The following is a 17027-nucleotide window of genomic DNA, read 5'->3' on the forward strand; positions in this document are numbered from 1 at the left end:
AGGCTCATGACAAACGCCCAGGTGACAGAGGCGCACATCGATGAAGAGGAGATCCCTTGCGGGTCAGCCTGAAGGACGTCGCGGAGCACGCCGGCGTCTCGATCAAGACGGTTTCGAACGTCGTGAACAACTATCCGCACGTCACCCCGGCCATGCGGGCCCGGGTCCAGGAGGCCATCGACGAGCTGGGCTACCGGCCGAACCTCACGGCACGCCACCTGCGCAAGGGACGCACGGGCATCATCGCCCTCGCCGTCCCCGAGCTGGGCAACCCGTACTTCGCGGAGCTGGCGGGAGCCGTCATCGACGCCGCCGCCGAGCACGAGTTCACCGTCCTGCTGGACCACACGCGCGGCGACCGGGAGCAGGAAGTACTGGTGAGCCAGGGTTTCCGGGCCAATGTCATCGACGGTCTGATCCTCAGTCCGCTGGAGCTCGAGGACGAGGACCTGCGCTCCCGCACCGACGACGTACCTCTCGTGCTGCTCGGCGAGCGGCAGTACGAACTGCCCTACGACCACATCGCGATCGACAACGTGTCGGCGGCGCGCAGTGCGGTACGCCATCTGCTGAGCCGCGGACGCTCGCGGATCGCCTACCTGGGGGCCCGCACGGATTCGGCCAACCGGCCCGCGCATCTGCGACTGGCCGGCTGGCGCGCGGAGTTGACGGAGGCCGGGGTGCCGGCGCCCGACGAGCTCGTGGTTCCGGTCGGTGGCTGGGACCGCGACGAGGGCGCGCGGGCGATGGCCTGGCTGCTGGACTCCGGGGTGCGTCCGGACGCCGTCTTCGCGTACAACGACCTGGTCGCGATCGGTGCGATGCGGGTGCTGCACGAACGGGGTCTGCGGGTGCCGTGGGACGTGGCGGTGGTGGGTTTCGACGACATCGAGGAGGGGCGGTTCGGGGCGGTGACCCTGACGACGATCTCGCCGGACAAGCAGGCCATCGCGCGGATGGCGGTGGCCTCCCTGCTGCGGAGCCTGTCGGGCCGGACCGAACCCGGCGGACGTGAACTGACCGCTGATTTCAAGCTGGTTGAGCGCGAGAGCACGCTGGGGCGGCGCTGACGGGATTTCGGACGGAGGGGTTTACAGGTCTCTTCCAACGATGTAAAAACCTCCCCGGAAAGACGAGTACACCGAGTTGACCGCAAGAGCCGATCTTCCCCGGGAGCGCTCTCAGCGCCGGGGCCGCGTCGTTTGGGGACTCCATGAAGCCGCTCGCACCACGTCACCGCACCTCCGCCAGGACCCTCCTCGCCACCGGCCTCATCACGAGCCTCGCGCTCGTCTCCGGATGCGCGAAGTCCGAGGACGACACCGCAGGCAAGGACAAGAGCTCCGCGAGCCAGGGCGACCAGGGGCAGGTCGTCGCCTCACCGTCCTCGGGTTCGGGACCGACCTGCGCCATCGACGCCTACGGCGCCAAGAAGACCGACCTGAAGTCGGCCACCGTCGGCTTCTCCCAGTCCGAGAAGGAGGCCAACCCCTTCCGGATCGCCGAGACCGCGTCGATCAAGGCCGAGGCGGACAAGCTGGGCGTGAAACTGCTGACGGCCAACGCCCAGTCGCAGTTCTCCAAGCAGATCAGCGACGTCCAGGACCTCATCGCCAAGGGCGCCGACCTCCTCGTGATCGCGCCGCTCAACTCCGACGGCTGGGAACCGGTCCTGCGCTCGGCGTCCGCCAAGCACATCCCGATCATCACCATCGACCGCAAGATCAACGCCACCGCCTGCAAGGACTATGTGAGCTTCATCGGCTCCGACTTCGTGGAGCAGGGCAAGCGGGCCGCGGACCAGATGATCGAATCGACCGGCGGCAAGGGCGAGATCGCCATCCTGCTCGGCGCCGCCGGCAACAACGTGACGACCGAACGCACCCAGGGCTTCGAGGACCGCATCAAGGAGAAGGCCCCCGGCCTCAAGATCGTCTTCAAGCAGACCGGTGAATTCGCCCGGGAGAAGGGCCAGTCGGTCACCGAGAACCTCATCCAGTCCAAGCCCGGCATCACCGGGATCTACGCCGAGAACGACGAGATGGGCCTCGGCGCGGTGAACGCCCTCAAGGGGGCCGGCAAGCAGCCCGGCGCGGTGAAGATCGTGACGATCGACGGCACCCGCAACGCAGTCCAGGGCATCGTCGACGGCTGGATCGACGGGGTCATCGAGTCCAACCCGCGCTTCGGTCCGCTCGCCTTCCAGACCCTGGACACCTTCACCAAGGGCGAGAAGGTCTCCCAGGACATCGTCATCCAGGACAGCGCGTACACCAAGGACAACGCCAAGGCCGACCTGGGCAAGGCTTTCTGACATGTTGTCAGTGACCGGCCTGTCGAAGACCTTCCCCGGCGTGAAGGCCCTGTCCCTCGTGGACTTCACGGCCCGCGCCGGGGAGGTGCACGCCCTCATCGGTGAGAACGGCGCGGGCAAGTCGACCCTCATCAAGGTTCTCACCGGCGTCTACCAGCCCGACGAGGGCGAGGTGACGTACGACGGCGCCCCGGTCCGCTTCGCCACCCCGCTCCAGGCGCAGCACGCGGGAATCTCCACCATCTACCAGGAGGTCAACCTGGTCCCGCTGATGAGCGTGGCCCGCAACCTCTTCCTCGGCCGTGAACCCCGCGGCCGCCTCGGCCTGATCGACTTCCGGAGCATGCACCGGCAGGCCGAGGAGGCACTGCGCGACCTGGGCCTGCGGGTCGACGTACGCCGGCCACTGCGTGAACTGGGCGTCGGTGCACAGCAGATGGTGGCTCTCGCCCGAGCCGTCTCGGTCGACGCCCGGGTGGTCGTCATGGACGAACCGACCTCCTCGCTCGAACCGCGCGAGGTGCGGACCCTGTTCGGGGTGATCCGGATGCTGCGTGAGCGGGGCATCGCGGTGATCTACGTCAGCCACCGGCTCGACGAGTTGTACGAGATCTGCGACGCGGTCACCGTGCTGCGCGACGGAAAGGTCGTCCACACGGGCCGGATCGCCGAACTCGACCGGCTCAGGCTCGTGGGGCTGATGCTGGGGCGGGAGATCGCGGACGTACGGCAGGAGGGCCTGACCAAGTTCTCGGGCGGTCACGACACCGATGCCGAACCCGTCCTGGACGCAAGGGAACTGACCGTACGTCACCAGCTGCACGGCGTGTCCGTCTCCGTACGCCCCGGTGAGGTGGTGGGACTCGGCGGGCTGCTCGGTTCGGGGCGTACCGAGACCGCCAAGGCCATCGCCGGCGCGCTCCCCACCGACTCCGGGCGGGTCGTGGTGGCGGGCGTGCGCGTACGCACGGGATCGACGCCCGCCGCGATCCGGGCCGGCATCAGCCTGCTGCCCGAGGACCGCAAGGCCGAGGGGATCGTGCCGGGCCTCTCGGTCCGGGAGAACATCGCGCTCGCCGCGCTGCCGGGGCTCTCACGCTTCGGTCTGGTCGACGAGGCACGCATCGACCGGATCGTGGAGACGTTCATGAAGCGGCTGCGGATCAAGGCCGCGAGCCCCCACCAGAAGGTGGGCGAACTGTCCGGCGGCAACCAGCAGAAGGTGCTGCTGGCCCGCTGGCTGGCCATGCAGCCCAAGGTCCTGCTTCTCGACGAGCCGACCCGGGGCATCGACGTCGGTGCCAAGGCGGAGGTGCAGAAACTGATCGACGAACTGGCCGGCGACGGGCTGGGCGTCCTGCTCATCTCCTCCGACCCCGAGGAACTGATCGAGGGCAGCGACCGGGTGATCGTCCTCAAGGACGGCGCGGTCGTGGAGGAACTGACGGGCGACGCCGTGACCGAGGACCGGCTGATGCGCGCGATCGCCGCCGCACCCGCCGTCACAGCCGCGGCCACCGACAAGGGCACCGGACCGGGAGGCCACGATGACTGACCTGACCCTCGGCCGGATCACCGCCGACCGCGACCGTCTGCTGGCCCTGCTCCAGGAGTACGGCGTCTACCTGGGCGTCGTGGTCCTCTTCCTGGTGAACACCGTCTTCACCCCGCACTTCCTGTCCACGGAGAACTTCCGCACCCAGGCGGTCCAGGTCGCCCCGGTCCTCATCGTGGCGCTCGGCATGGCACTGGCGATCGGCAGCGAAGGCGTCGACCTGGCGGTGGGCTCGGTGATGGCCCTGTCCACCTCGCTCCTGTCCCTCTATCTCGGCTACGGACCCGGGGTCGCCGTCCTGATCGCGCTCGTGGGCGGTGCCGTGGTGGGGGTCGCGAACGGATCGCTCATCGCGTTCGTCGGCGTCCAGCCGATCGTGGCGACACTCGCCCTGATGGTCGCCGGGCGCGGGCTGGCCCTGGTGCTCCTCCCCCAGCTCAAGGACATCCACGACCCGGCCATGGCGGAACTCGGCTCCGGCGACGTCCTGGGCGTCCCGTACGTCGTACTGATCGCCGCGGCCCTCGCCCTGCTCGTCGGCTTCGTCGTACGCCGCACGACCTTCGGCCGCAGCCTCCTCGCCATCGGGGACAGCCGCCCCGCGGCCCGGCTCGCCGGACTGCCGGTACGCCGCGTCCTCATCCTCGTGTACGTGTGCTCGGGCGTCCTCGCGGCCGTCGCGGGCGTCCTGGCCACCGCCCGCCTCACCGCGAGCGACCCGTCCTCGCTCGGCAACCTGATGGAACTGTCCGCCATCACCGCCGTCGTGGTCGGCGGGACACCGCTGAGCGGTGGCCGTATCCGGATCGGCGGCACGGTCGCCGGCGCCGTCCTCATCCAGTTGCTCACCACCACGCTCATCAAGCACGATCTGCCGCCGTCGTGGACCCAGATCGCCCAGGCCGTGGTGATCGTCCTCGCCGTCTACGCGGCCCGGGAACGAGGAAAGCGATGACGACCGACGTGGACATTCCGGTGCGCGCGAAGAACACGGCCGAGGAGGAACCGACCGGCGCCGGCCGCTCCGAACGGCTCAGCGCCCTCGCCCAGCAGCACGGCGCGCTGGTCACGCTGATCGTCGCGATGACCGCGGCGTCCCTCAGCTTCGACACCTTCCTGACCGGCGACAACCTGGAGAACATGGCGCTCTCCTCGGCGTTCCTCGCCGTGGTCGCGCTCGGCATGACCTTCGTCATCATCACCGGCGGCATCGATCTGTCGGTGGGCTCGCTGTTCGCGCTCGGCGGCGTGCTCGCGGCATGGGGATCGCGGTACGGAGCGGTCGTCGCGCTGCTGCTTCCCCTGGCCGTCTGCGGACTGATCGGCCTCGTCAACGGACTGCTGATCGCCCGTTCGCGCCTCGCTCCGTTCATCGTCACGCTGGCCTCGATGCTGGGCGCCCGGGGCATTCTGCTCTCCGTCACCGACGAGGGCTCGAAGACGTATCTCGTGGACAAGGGGTCGTTCTTCGCGGAACTCGGACAAGGCTCGCTGCTCGGCGTCGGCCTGCCCGTGTGGATCACCGTCGCACTGTTCGTACTCGGTGCGGTGGTCCTGCGGCGCACCCGGTTCGGGCAGTACGTGTACGCGGTCGGCGGGAACGAGGACGCCGCGGCGCTGATGGGCGCCCCCGTGGCCCGTACGAAGATCTCCGTCTACACGCTGTCCGGGCTGTGCGCGGGACTCGCCGGAGCGCTCAACGCGGCCTGGCTCGCGTCCGGCGTCACGATCCTGGGCTCGGGCATGGAGCTGGAGGCGATCTCCGCCGTCGTCATCGGCGGCACCCTGCTCACCGGCGGGTTCGGTTTCATCAGCGGCTCAGTCGTCGGAGTGCTGCTCCTGAAGGTCATCCAGAACGTCATCAACCAGATCGGCTCCCTGGACTCCGCCTACCAACAGGTCGTCAGCGGTGCCTTCCTCGCCGTCGTCGTCATCGCCCAGACCTGGCTCGGACGCAGACGCCGGGTGCTGTGAGGGCCGCGCCGACCGGTGCGGAAACAGAGGACCCGCACCGGTCGGTGCGGGTCCTCTGTGGTGATGCCGTCCTGCGGGTTCGTGCCTCGTCGGGTCCGACCGGGCCCGGACTACAGCCGGTCATCTCCACGTTCTGACCGGATGCCACCCGCGTACACCCCGGGTGGGTGAGCCTGCGGTCGCTGTTCAGTGACCGAGAAGGTGGGGCATCCCCTGGCCCTGCTGACCCTGGCGAGGACCCTGTCCCTGCTGACCCTGCTGGCCCTGCTGGCCCTGCTGGCCCTGGCGCGGACCCTGTCCCTGCTGACCCTGCTGGCCCTGGCGAGGGCCCTGTCCCTGCTGACCCTGGCGCGGACCCTGCTGACCCTGCTGGCCCCGGTGGTCGCCGTGCCCACGGTTGTCACCGTGACCGCGGTTGTCACCGTGGCCGTGGTTGTCGCCGTGACCTCGGTGGTCGCCGTGCCCACGGTTGTCGCCGTGGCCTCGGTTGTCACCGTGACCCCAGTTGCCGCCGTGACCCCAGTTGTCGCCGTGGCCACGGTGGTCGCCGTGCCCGCGGTGGTCGTCACGGCCGTGGCCGCGGTGGTCGTCACGGCCGTGGTTGCGGTCGTAGTACCGGTCCCAGGAGACGCTGTCGACGAAGCGGCCGCGGGCGGTCCGCAGCGTGGCTTCGTCGGAACGGTTGTCCCAGACCTCGTTGCGGCGGTCCTGGAAGAGGTCACGGCTGGTGTCACGGCCGTAGCCGGTGTGGACACGGACGGTGGAACGGCCGGCCAGGGTGAAGTGCCTGAAGTTGTAGCGGTTGCCGTCCTCGTCCGACAGCGTCCACCCGTTCAGGTTCACCCCGTGGCGACCGGAGTTGGTGATTTCCACCCACTCCGCGTTCAGAGAACGCGCGGAGCGGTCGTCAAAGCCCGGCGCGTCGCTCTGGACCCTGCTGATGGCGACGTGTGAGCGGTCGAAGCGCGGCTCGGCGGCCGAGGCCGACACGGACGCCGAGCCGACCAGCGCGCCGGCCGCGATGACCGCGGCCGCCACGCGGCGGGCAGTGACAGACGTGGAAACGGACATGAATGCTCCTCAAGGTTCGAGAGCCGGCACACCCCGTGCGGGCGCCCCTCTCGGGGAACCCGCACGGTGCGACCCTGTGCGAGTCCCGGCCCGGTGGCCGAGGATTCATAAGTTGCTGCACATCCCCACCCAGGACGGGTGACACCCGGCGCCTGTTACCAATTGCGGACATATCAGTTACACGCGTCTGTATATGGCCTTTAACTACGGAAAGCTGAAAAGTGATGGACTGTCATCGCCAACTCCCTTACACAGATAACAACTAGGGCGTATCAGGCCATGCCGTCCGTCAGCACAGGTCACCCACAGGTCACCCAAAAGTGAGTAACACCCCTCCGTTCCGATCCGGGCACGGAGCAACGTGTCGCATCCCCGCGGCACGACACTCCGGCCCGGCGCAAAGGCGTTCCCCGGTGCGCCTTGCCGTTCATCCACGTGGTGTCGGCCTTCGCCGCGCGCGGGGCCGTCCCCGCGCTCAGTCCTCCAGACGGACCGGCATCAGTATCGAGAACGTGTGCTCGTCGTCGGGCCGTCGGATCGCGATGGGCGCGGTGGGAGCGCCGATCTCCAGGGCCAGTTGGTCGCGGGCCGCCGCGGCGAGCGCGCTCAGCAGGTACTCACGGTTGACGGCGACGTGATTCTGATCGCTCCAACGGTCTTCGCCGATGGTCACCGTTCCGTCGCCCGTCACCTTGAGCAGGGTGAGGTCGGCGGGGGTCCCACCCGGTCCGCTCGCTTCGCTCGTCACGACGGGGCCGGTCTCCACCGCTTCGCGGAAGGTCCCCGCATCGACCAGGGCCCGGTGACCGTCCGGCGTTCGGACGAGACGGCGATAGTCGGGGAAGTCGTGGTCGAGGCAAGGGCCGGCCGTCTGCCCGTCCCCGCTCTCCAGCGTCACGCGGTCACCGTCGACGGCGAGCCGGACCGGCTCCTCGCCGCCCAGCAAGGCCCGCATCGCGTCCACGAGCGGAGTCGGAACGATGATCTGCACACGGGTGTCGGCATGCCCGCTGGTGCCCGCCCGCGCGACGGCCATCCGGTACCGGTCCGTGGCCACGACGTCGAGTGTCTCGCCCTCGATGTCGAACAGGACACCGGCGAGCATCGGCAGCTCGGGGTCCCGGCCGACGGCGAAGCGGACCGCGTCCAGCGCGCCGGCGAGTTCCGGCGCGGCGACGGACAGACGGACGACGGCGGTACGGGGCGGTGTCATGGGTTTCTCCCTGCTTTCGAGAAGTGCTCGGAGCGTGGAGAACTCGTCGCGGGCATCGGCCAGACCCGCCTCGAGGCGACGCACATGCGCCTCCAGCAGCTTGCGCACCAGATCGGTGTCCGCGCTGGACCAGCCCGCGAGCACCAGGCGGATGTCCGCCAACGGCATGGCGGCCCGGCGCAACCGCGCCAGCAACCGCGCCTCGTCCAGCTGCCCGGGGCCGTACCAGCGGTAGCCGCTCACCGGATCCACCCAGGCGGGCACCAGCACCCCACCACGGTCGTAGAACCGCAGGGCGCTCACGCTCAGTCCGCTGTCCCGGGCCATCTCGCCAATGCTGCGCATCTCGCTCTCCACACCCACGACCCTGCGCCCTCGACCATGTCGAGGGTCAACCCCGTTCATGCTCGGAGACCCTGCCCGGCCCGGGGCGGGGCGGTCGGGTCGGGTCGGGTCGGGGTCAGGCCGGACAGTCGGCCAGGGTTCCGGCCGTGCCCCAGCGGATCATCAGATAGCCGGAGCCGCCTCTCTCCGCCACGGCGTAACGCGAGTACGGCCACGCGTCGCCCGCGCTGTCCCGCTGCCGCACCAGAGCCCGGCACGCCTCGCCCGCCGCCATCCCCGCCCAGGCCTCGGCCTGCCGCTGATTCCACGTCCCGTAGTCCGACCACACATACATCGCCGAGCGACTCGGATCGAAGCCCACCTTGAGCTCCGCGTTGCCGAGCACGCGATCCGTACCGAGCGCCGTACGCATCCCGTTGGTCCGCTCGATGATCCTGCGGGTGGCGCGGTCCGCGACGCCGATCTCGTCGCGGTCGGTGCTGGGAATCATGGCCTGGCCAAGGCCCTGCTCGTCCGGCTCCCAGCCCAGTCCTGCGCCGGCAGGGCTCAAGTCGTCGTCGGCCGATATGCATCGGGCGTCGGTGAGGAAGTCGTCGTCCCAGGTCACCAGCGGGTCATGACCGGTCGCTTCCCTCACCATGACAAAGGCGCGGTACGGCAGTTCCGGGTGCAGACGCAGAACGGACTCCCGCAGCGTCCGGCACATCAGACCGGCGACCTCCGTCTCCGCGTACAGCGTTCCCGCCTCGTCGGAGGCGAGCCGGTACGACAGGTAGACCTCCCCGCGCGACGCGTGGAACCTCACGGTGTTCGGGACGAGGTCGATGGCGTCGCCGAGCTCCCGGACGAGAACACCCTGGTCGCGCAGGACGGCACGGGCCACGTCGTGTTCGCCCTCGCCCCGTGCCGACCTCGCGTCGGCCCAGCTCTCCACACTCGCCGGACGGCCGCTCGTGGCCTGCTCGCGCTTCACCGACGTGCTCGCCTTCGTGCTCGCCCCGGTGCCCGTCCCGGACGGCTGCGGGATGCCGGCCGGGGAGGAGACGGCAGCCGAGGAAGCAGGGGTGGAGGCGACGGGAACCGGGGAAGCGGGGACGGAGGAAGCGTTCGGCGTCGGGTGGCGGCCGCTCTCCGGCTTGCCGGGCATCAGGGCGACCACTCCGCCCGCCAGGCCCCCGATGACCGCGGCCGCGACAACGAGCGTGCCCGCCCATGGTCTTCGCCCGCGTCTCGGGGGTCGTGGCCACGCCGGATCGTCCACGTGAGGCATGTCCCAGACCGCGGTGACCATGTCCTCCGCCCGCGTGAACAACGTGTCGGCCCGCATCGCCTGGATGAGCTGCGCGGCCAGGAGTTCGAAGCACTCCTCGGCGGCGTCGGCGGCCGAGGGACGGTCCCCCGGTTCCTTGGCCAGTGCCCGTAGCACGATCTCGCGCAGGGGCGCGGGGACACCGCCCAGGTCGGGTTCACCCGACATCACGCGGAACGCGACCACGTCGGGCGCGCCCGTCCCGAACGGAGACTTCCCGGTGGCCGCGTAGGCCACGAGCGCTCCCCAGGCGAACACATCGCTCTCGGATCCGGCGGCTCCCGTCCGGTACTGCTCGGGACCGATCCAGCCCGGGGTACCGGTCGTGGCTCCGGGACGGGTGACTCTGGTGTCGTCGTCGCCGTGCGCGATGCCGAAATCCAGGACGCGAGGACCGGAGGGCGTGAGGATGACGTTCTGCGGTTTCACATCACGGTGCACCACGCCGACGGCGTGCACGGCGGCCAACGCCTGCGCGGTGGCGGCCGCGAAAGCGTACAGACTGGGGCCGGCGACCCGTCCTTGGGCGAGCACGTGCTCGTGCAGCGTCGGCCCGGCGACGTACTCGGTGGCGAGCCACGGCTGCGCGGCGTTCGCGTCGGCGGTGAGCAGCGGGACCAGGTACGGGCCGGTGACACGGGAGGACATGTCGACTTCACGCCTGAAACGGGCCCTGAATTCCGGTTCTTGGGCCTGCGAGGGCTGAATCACCTTCACCGCCACACGCGTTCCGTCGGAGGCCACGCCCGCGTGGACGGTACCCATGCCACCGGCACCGAGACGACCGACGATCCGGTACGGACCTATTCGGGAGGGATCGCCGGCCTGAGCCGGCTGGACTCTTCCGGAGGATCCGGATTCGCTCACTGATGGTTCCTTCGTGCGGGACTGAACAGGTGCGCAGGCGGAGATGTGACGAGTGGTCGGGGGCGGTGGCGAGTCGGGGGCGGGCCCGCGTCCCGGCAGGTTGCCCCGACATGCCTTCCGGGTGACTTCCCGTCCGGATGTTATGCGCTCACCCGCCTCCTGGGTAGAGAAACCCCTGATCAGACGGCACGCTCCCGACCGCCGGGTGACGAGACGCTTGCGGACCGTGTCGCGGGCCCGGACACCGACCGGCCGCCCGTCGGTGCCTGTCTCCTCAACTGCCTTACGTGAAAACCCTGTTGTTGCCTCAACCGGCGCGGATTCCTGTCCGCGCGGATCGGATCCGTCGGACAGCCGAGGCGAAGCCGAAGTCAGGCTTCGGGCGAAGCCGAAAACCGGCCTCGGGCCAAGCCGGCCGACGGCCGGCCTCGGCTCCCCCGTGTCACAGGAACTCGGCCGACCGACTCGGGCGGACGGCCGAGCCGGGTCCCGTCCCCGCGCGGACCCGGACCCGCGGCGCCGTCGCTGCCCGTGCCTCGCACCCGGTCCCGGTCGACAATGGGCGTACGGCGGGGACGGGCCCGGGGAGGCGCCGGGGAAGGAACGTCCATGCCGAAGCGGCCCCCCTCCCCCGGTCGCGTACGGGCCGCGCGGCAGTCCGTACGGGTCACGGTCGCGTCCGCCACGGGCTTCTACTCGGCCCTCTACGCGCTGGACCAGCCGGTCGTCGCCGTCTACGCCCTCTTCGCGCCGATCGCGCTCGGCGTCCTCTCCCCGATCCCGGGCGGCGGCCGGGACCGGGCGCGGACCATGCTGATCGTGCTGCCGGTGGCCGTGGCGCTGACGGCCCTCGGCACCGCTCTCGCCGTGACGACGGCCTCCGCAGTCGCCGGGATGCTGGTGGTCGGCTTCGCCATCTCCTTCGCCTCCGCGTACGGACCGGCCGCGGCGGGCGCGGTCCCGGGGCTGCTGCTCTTCTACGTGCTCGCGTGCTTCCCGCCGTACGCGCCGGACACCCTTCCGCAGCGCCTCGGCGGCCTGCTGGCCGGTGTCGTCCTGCTGGTCCTGTGCGAGCTGCTGCTCCTGCCCGCCCCGCCCGTCCAGCCGTATCGGGCACGGATCGCCGCCGCCCTGGACCTCGCGGCCGCTTCGGCGCTCGCGTCCGCCCGGGGCCACCGCCGCTCTCCCGAGCGGGCCCGGCGCCTGCGCGAGGAAGGGCTGGCGCTGCGGCTGTCACAGGCGCCACCGGGCTCACGTCCGACGGGAGCGGGCCGCACCGACCGGGGACTGGCACAGGCCGGAGCCGCGACACGGCGGGTACTGGACCAGCTCGCCCGGATGGCCGAGCGGCCGGACTCCGCCACGGCCGCCGATCCGCCCTCCGAGGAGCTGCTGCGCGGTGTCGCGGCCGGCTCCACCGCGACGGCGGGCGCTCTGCGTGGTGCCCGCGCCGTCCCGGGGCCCGAGGCCCTGGAAGAGATGGTCGCCGACTTCGTCGCCGTCCGCGGACGTCCGTCCGGCAGCGGGCCCGACACGGACGCCAAAGCGTCGCAGCGACTGCTGGAGTGCCGGTCCGACCTGCTGGTCATGGCGGCCTCGGCCCTGACCGCCCAGGCGGCGGTGGCCGTGGCGATCGGTGGGCGCCGCGACGCGGCCGGGCTGCCGCCCGAACAGTTCTGGTACGCGGGGCCCTCCACGGCGCGGCTCCTCGCTCTGCGTCTGACCGGCAACCTCACCTTGCGCTCGGTCCTGTTCCAGAACGCCGTACGCACGGCCCTGGGCCTCGGCGCCGCCCGTCTGGTGGCCGGGGCCCTGGGCCTCTCGCACGGTTTCTGGGTGCTGCTGGCCGTACTGACACTGGGGCGCACGACCGCGGGAGCGACCTGGTCCACGGTGCGCTCGGCGGCGGTCGGCACACTGGTGGGCGCGCTGGCCGCCGGGGTGCTGATCTTCGAGGCCGGCGGCACCGTCGAGGTGTACGCCGCCGTGCTGGTGCCGGCCATGCTCGTGGCGTTCTCGGTGGGGCCGATCGCGGGACCGGCCTGGGCGCAGGGACTGTTCACCCTGGTCGTCGCCGCCGCCTTCAGCCAGCTCGCCCCGGCCGACTGGCGGCTGGCGGGGACACGGCTGCTCGACGTCCTGGCGGGCTGCACGATCGGGCTGGTGTGCGGTGTGCTCGCCTGGCCCGCGGGAGCCCACGCCGAGGTTCGGCGCGGCGTGGCGGACATGCTGCGTTCCGCGGCGCCCCTGGTGCGGGTCACCGTGTCCGCCGTGGTCCGCGCGTCCGGGACGTCCGGCGCACCCGAGGCGTCCGGGACGTCCGGCGACGCACGGCCTCGGCACGGCGGCACCGATGAGGCGCTCCGGCTGACCCGGCACCGGCTCCGCATCGCCGAGCGCGCCTACGCGCAGTACCGGACCGAGGGCGGCAGGAACGCCGTCGACAGCGGACCGGACTGGCACCTGGCGCTCAACTGCGTCTCCCACGCGGTGATCGGATCCCATTGGCTGCCCCGGCAGGCGTACGGCCCGGCGCCGCCCGAAGCGGTCCGGTGGGCGCGGGAGTCCGCGGGGCGACTGGCCTCGGCGATGGACAGCGCGGCGGCCTTCCCGCCCGGTGGCGTCCGGGCGGCGCCGGTGCCCCTTCCGCACGAGGTCGTCTCCATCGCCCCGGCCCCCGTCCTGCCCGCGCTGGTCGACATCGACACCTGGCTGCGGACTCTCGCGGCGGAGCTGACGGCGATCGGCGGGAGCCGTCCGGACGGGCCGCCGCCTCCGGTCCGAGGCGACGGAACGCCACCAGCGACCGCCCGCGATGCCACGGCCGGTACAGCCGCGACGCCACGGCCCGTACAGGAGGGTGACGGCGCCGGAAGGTGAACGTGCCCACGGCCGGAATGGCGACCGTTTCGGAGGGTTCCTCAGGGATTGCGTCCGATGAAGGCGAGCAGGCGCGTCTGTACGTCGGCGGTCTCCGGGACCTCCACCCGTGGCCCGTACTGCCCGCTCCCGCGCAGCACGTCGTCGAGCGGCAGCATGCCGTCGAGCAACCGGGCGCACCTGCCGGGGTCGAGGTGCTCGTCCTGGCCGCTGGCGCGTGCCAGGTCCCAGGTGTGCATGAAGACGTCCGCGGTGTAGAAGCGGTCGACCGCCTGATCCAGCGGGACCTCGCCGATGTGCGGGTTCGACAGCGTTCTGTGCGCCGTGGCCGGGTCGTCGAGGAGTGCCTGCACTCCGTCGCTGTGCACCGTCCAGGCCTTCACCGGGTCGTCGTCCACCGACGGCCCCTTCGGCAGTTCGACCCCGGCGCCCGCCTTCAGGAAGTCGGGGAACCACTCGACCAGGTGACGCACCACGTCCCGGGCGATCCAGCCGTCGCACGGCGCGGGGTTCTCCCAGGCCCCGGGGCGCACTCCGCGCACCCGTTCGGTGAAGACCTCGGCGACAGTGCGGTGCTCGTCGGCTGCGCTCGTCATGATCTCAAGCCTTCCGTCTCGGTTCTTCTTCAGGCGTTCCCGCTCCGGCGGCCGCCGAGCAGTTCGTCGAGGCGCTCATGGCCCTCGCGGACACCGCGTTGCATACCGCTTCTGATCATCGCGTCGCGGGCCTCGATGGACGCCATGAGCGAGGTGGTGGTGACCCGGGTCCGGCCGCCGAGGTCCTCGAAGAGGGTGGTCTCCAGGCTGACGCCGTCCGGGAAGCCGTCGTAGGAGAAGGTCTGCACGATGCGCTCGTCGCGGCGCACCTCGTGGAACACGCCGCGGAAGCCGTACTCCGTCCCGTCCGCCTCGCGATGCGCATAGCGGTACGAGCCGCCGGTGCGCGCCTCGTACACGTCGATCCGCATGGTCAGCCGACGCGGGCCGAGCCACTGCACGACGAGATCGGGATCGGTGTACGCCCTGAACACACGCTCCGCGGGGGCGTCGAACTCCCGGGTGATCAGGATGGTGGGCAGCGCCGGGTCGGCCACGATCCCCGTCTCGTGCCGGTCGCTCCGGTTCGCGGTGCTCATGATGCCGCCTCGTTGCCGGAGGTGCCTTCGCCCGGCTGGTCCCCCATCTGTTCGAGGACGGCGTCGAGCCGGCGGAAACGGTCCTCCGCCTCGCGGCGGTAGCGTTCGATCCATCGCGTCATCAGGTCGAAGACCTCGCCTTCGAGGTGGCAGGGCCGGCGCTGGGCGTCTCTGCTGCGGCTGACCAGACCGGCGTCCTCCAGCACCCGGATGTGCTTGGACACGGCCTGCACCGTCACGTCGTAGGGCTCGGCCAGTTCGTTGACCGTGGCGTCCCCCGCGGCCAGCCTGGCCACGATGTCGCGCCGCGTCGGGTCGGCCAGGGCCGAGAACACCCGGGACAGCCGCTCGTCGGACACCTCTCACCTCACGTAATCAACCAGTCGGTTGAATAACCGTATGCCCGGTCCCCGCCTTAGTCAACCAACTGGTTGGATACACCTAGACGGGTCGGCGCTTCCCGGCCGTCGGCCCGGACACTCCCACAATCCGGCCCGTCCAAGCCGGCCCGTCGCGGCGGCCGACCGCGCTCCACCCTCGGCGCCCTCGGGTCAGCCCTTCGCGGGTGCCGGCTCCACCACCGTGAACTCGGCGGGCCCTACCGCGAGAGTGCCGTCGGTCAGCGGGCGGCAGCGGATTCCCCCGCCGTCGCGCAGCGCCCGTCGTGAGCCGGGGCCGAGCGTGGTGTCCATCCAGGCGCAGGGCCTGGCCGCGCCGCGTACGGCGAGCACCACGGGCCCGGTGCCGCAGTCCAGGGAGATCGTCGCGCCGACACAGGCGTCGATGTCCATCCCCCGGAGCAGAACGTTGCGCCGGGTCAGCCGGAGGTCCGCTTCCGCGGCCGTCCCCTGCGGGAAGCGCTCGGCCGCCATGAGGGTGATCGACGCGTTGCGATGGGCCGGATGGTTGAAGTAGCGGTCGCCGACGATCCCGAGTCCGGCGCGCACCTGAGCGGTCGTCACCAGTTCCGCGTCGGGCAGCGGGGGCACCCCGTCGCCCGGTCGGCCCTCGAACCGGTGCACGGCCGAGACCAGTAGCTGAAGGACTTCCACACGCCCCATTCCGTCGACCCTAAGGGACGTCCGCGTGAGCGGTCCGCGCCGCCGTACGGGCGAGGGGCACCGAAGGGGTCGCCTGCCGGACATCCCGCTGACACGGGGACACCCCGCGTGACAGGGTCGGCGGTGATCGAAGACAACAGCGGCAAAGGGGCTTCCTTGGACACGCGAACGTGGGACACGCTGGTCGGTTCGATGAAAAGCGCCTACGTCAAGGGCGTGCGCGAGGGTGCGGTACCCCGGCCGGTCATCATGCCGCTCGTACGGGGCGAGCTGGTCGGGCTGGTCTGGGTCCGCCCGACCGAGCCCGGGGCCGACGCGCTCACCGGCATCGCGGCGCTGTCGAACATCGCGGCGGCGGCCGGCGCGGACGAGGTCGTCCTGGCCTGGGAGACCCAGGAGGTCGCCACCGCCTGTGAGCTGCCCGTCGCCGGCCCCTCCCCGTGTCTGAACATGGTCCGCGCCACCCCGGACGGGCATGTGCTGCACCAGTTCCCCTACACCGAGGAGTGCTTGTCCGCCGGTTCCGGGGACGCGGACGAGTCCGCGACCGCCCTCGACTGGGACCAGGCCCCCGCGCCGCGACCGGACGGCGAGCTTCCGCCGCCGGTCGAGGCCGCCGTCGCGTACGCGTTCACCCCGATGGAGCTGGACCATCCCAATCCCTTCGGCGTCACCGTCGTCCTGATGGAGCAGGACGGCTACACCGTGCGTCTGTCCGACGGCTTCGACCGCTGAGCCCGCGCGACGCGCCCGCAGCGCTCCCGACCCCTAGGCTGATCGGGCGCGGCACGGCCGCGCGCCCTCAGCGGGCGGTCCGTGATCGCAGCACAGGAGGAACCGTGTCCGGTCAGTTCGAGGCGACAACCGAGATCAACCGCCCCGTCGAGGAGGTCTTCGCCTACCTCGCCGCCGGCACGAACGACCCCCAGTTCAGCCCCAGGGTGCAAACGATCACGAAGACTCCGGAGGGCCCGACGGCCGTGGGCACCGTCTTCACCAGCACCGTCAAGGACGCCGGCATGAAGACGGGCCGGGAGTTCCGCATCACCGAGTTCGAGCCGTCCCGCCGGATCCGCTGGGCCGAGGTCTCGAAGAACACCGTCATGGCGAAGGAGGGCGGCTACGACCTCGAGTCCACCGGCCCCCGGACCACCCGGGTACGGATCTTCAACGTCCTCGAGGGCCATGGCATCGGCAAACTCCTGGTGGGCTTGGCGCTGAGCGCGGCCCGCAAGGACGCGGACGCCTTCGGCCAGCGGATCAAGGCAGCCGTCGAGGCCTCCTGAGGAATCGGGAGGACGGG

At 71.0% G+C, this 17027-nt stretch carries 15 protein-coding genes; 8 read left to right on the forward strand and 7 right to left on the reverse strand.

Annotation, left to right across the window (positions count from 1 at the left end; translation table 11 throughout):
• Positions 1–56: 56 nt before the first annotated feature.
• The 5 genes from OG780_RS03870 (at position 57) to OG780_RS03890 (ending at position 5843) form a co-directional block, all read left to right on the forward strand.
• Positions 57–1070, forward strand: a complete 1014-nt coding sequence (locus tag OG780_RS03870; protein ID WP_328444680.1) for a LacI family DNA-binding transcriptional regulator — start codon at positions 57–59, stop codon at positions 1068–1070.
• A gap of 143 nt (positions 1071–1213) precedes the next feature.
• The gene (locus OG780_RS03875; RefSeq protein WP_328444682.1) at positions 1214–2314 is read left to right on the forward strand and encodes an ABC transporter substrate-binding protein; all 1101 of its coding nucleotides are present in this window, start codon (positions 1214–1216) and stop codon (positions 2312–2314) included.
• A gap of 1 nt (position 2315) precedes the next feature.
• Entirely contained in the window at positions 2316–3869 is a 1554-nt protein-coding gene (locus OG780_RS03880) for a sugar ABC transporter ATP-binding protein (protein WP_328444684.1), read from the forward strand.
• Complete coding sequence (locus OG780_RS03885) at positions 3862–4824, forward strand: ABC transporter permease (RefSeq protein WP_328444686.1); 963 nt, start codon at positions 3862–3864, stop codon at positions 4822–4824. The genes OG780_RS03880 and OG780_RS03885 overlap by 8 nt, the downstream gene beginning before the upstream one ends.
• Positions 4821–5843 carry an ABC transporter permease gene (locus OG780_RS03890; protein ID WP_328444688.1) on the forward strand — a complete coding sequence of 341 codons (1023 nt, stop codon included), beginning with the start codon at positions 4821–4823 and terminating at the stop codon, positions 5841–5843. Before OG780_RS03885 ends, OG780_RS03890 begins: the two co-directional genes overlap by 4 nt.
• A 186-nt stretch (positions 5844–6029) precedes the next feature.
• Here the strand turns inward: OG780_RS03890 and OG780_RS03895 are convergent, their stop codons facing one another.
• The 3 genes from OG780_RS03895 to OG780_RS03905 all read right to left on the reverse strand — a co-directional run bounded on the left by OG780_RS03895 (position 6030) and on the right by OG780_RS03905 (position 10648).
• On the reverse strand, positions 6030–6914 hold the full coding sequence (locus OG780_RS03895) for a lamin tail domain-containing protein (RefSeq protein ID WP_328444690.1): 885 nt from the start codon (positions 6912–6914) through the stop codon (positions 6030–6032).
• 475 nt (positions 6915–7389) lie between these two features.
• Positions 7390–8472 (reverse strand): DNA polymerase III subunit beta family protein, encoded by a 1083-nt coding sequence (locus OG780_RS03900; RefSeq protein ID WP_328444692.1) that lies wholly within the window; start codon positions 8470–8472, stop codon positions 7390–7392.
• Between the two features lie 115 nt (positions 8473–8587).
• A complete protein-coding gene (locus OG780_RS03905; RefSeq protein WP_328444694.1) occupies positions 8588–10648 on the reverse strand; it encodes a serine/threonine-protein kinase in 2061 nt (686 codons plus the stop codon).
• A gap of 609 nt (positions 10649–11257) precedes the next feature.
• On the opposite strand from OG780_RS03905, the gene OG780_RS03910 reads away from it, so the two are divergent.
• Positions 11258–13528, forward strand: coding sequence for an FUSC family protein (locus OG780_RS03910; protein ID WP_328444696.1), 2271 nt, complete (start codon positions 11258–11260; stop codon positions 13526–13528).
• A gap of 41 nt (positions 13529–13569) precedes the next feature.
• Here OG780_RS03910 and OG780_RS03915 read toward each other — a convergent pair whose 3' ends face one another.
• The 4 genes from OG780_RS03915 to OG780_RS03930 form a co-directional block, all read right to left on the reverse strand.
• Entirely contained in the window at positions 13570–14124 is a 555-nt protein-coding gene (locus OG780_RS03915; RefSeq protein WP_328444698.1) for a TIGR03086 family metal-binding protein, read from the reverse strand.
• 29 nt (positions 14125–14153) lie between these two features.
• On the reverse strand, positions 14154–14663 hold the full coding sequence (locus OG780_RS03920) for an SRPBCC family protein (protein ID WP_328444700.1): 510 nt from the start codon (positions 14661–14663) through the stop codon (positions 14154–14156).
• Positions 14660–15022 (reverse strand): ArsR/SmtB family transcription factor, encoded by a 363-nt coding sequence (locus OG780_RS03925; RefSeq protein WP_326783723.1) that lies wholly within the window; start codon positions 15020–15022, stop codon positions 14660–14662. The genes OG780_RS03920 and OG780_RS03925 overlap by 4 nt, the downstream gene beginning before the upstream one ends.
• 192 nt (positions 15023–15214) lie before the next feature.
• Complete coding sequence (locus OG780_RS03930) at positions 15215–15724, reverse strand: molybdenum cofactor biosysynthesis protein (RefSeq protein WP_328444704.1); 510 nt, start codon at positions 15722–15724, stop codon at positions 15215–15217.
• 156 nt (positions 15725–15880) lie between these two features.
• Between OG780_RS03930 and OG780_RS03935 the strand changes: the two genes are divergently transcribed.
• The gene (locus OG780_RS03935) at positions 15881–16459 is read left to right on the forward strand and encodes a hypothetical protein (RefSeq protein ID WP_328444706.1); all 579 of its coding nucleotides are present in this window, start codon (positions 15881–15883) and stop codon (positions 16457–16459) included.
• Positions 16460–16563: 104 nt separating this feature from the next.
• Positions 16564–17010 (forward strand): SRPBCC family protein, encoded by a 447-nt coding sequence (locus OG780_RS03940; RefSeq protein ID WP_328444708.1) that lies wholly within the window; start codon positions 16564–16566, stop codon positions 17008–17010.
• The last annotated feature ends 17 nt before the right edge of the window (positions 17011–17027 follow it).

The organism is Streptomyces sp. NBC_00386 (assembly GCF_036063235.1).
GTDB lineage: Bacteria > Actinomycetota > Actinomycetes > Streptomycetales > Streptomycetaceae > Streptomyces.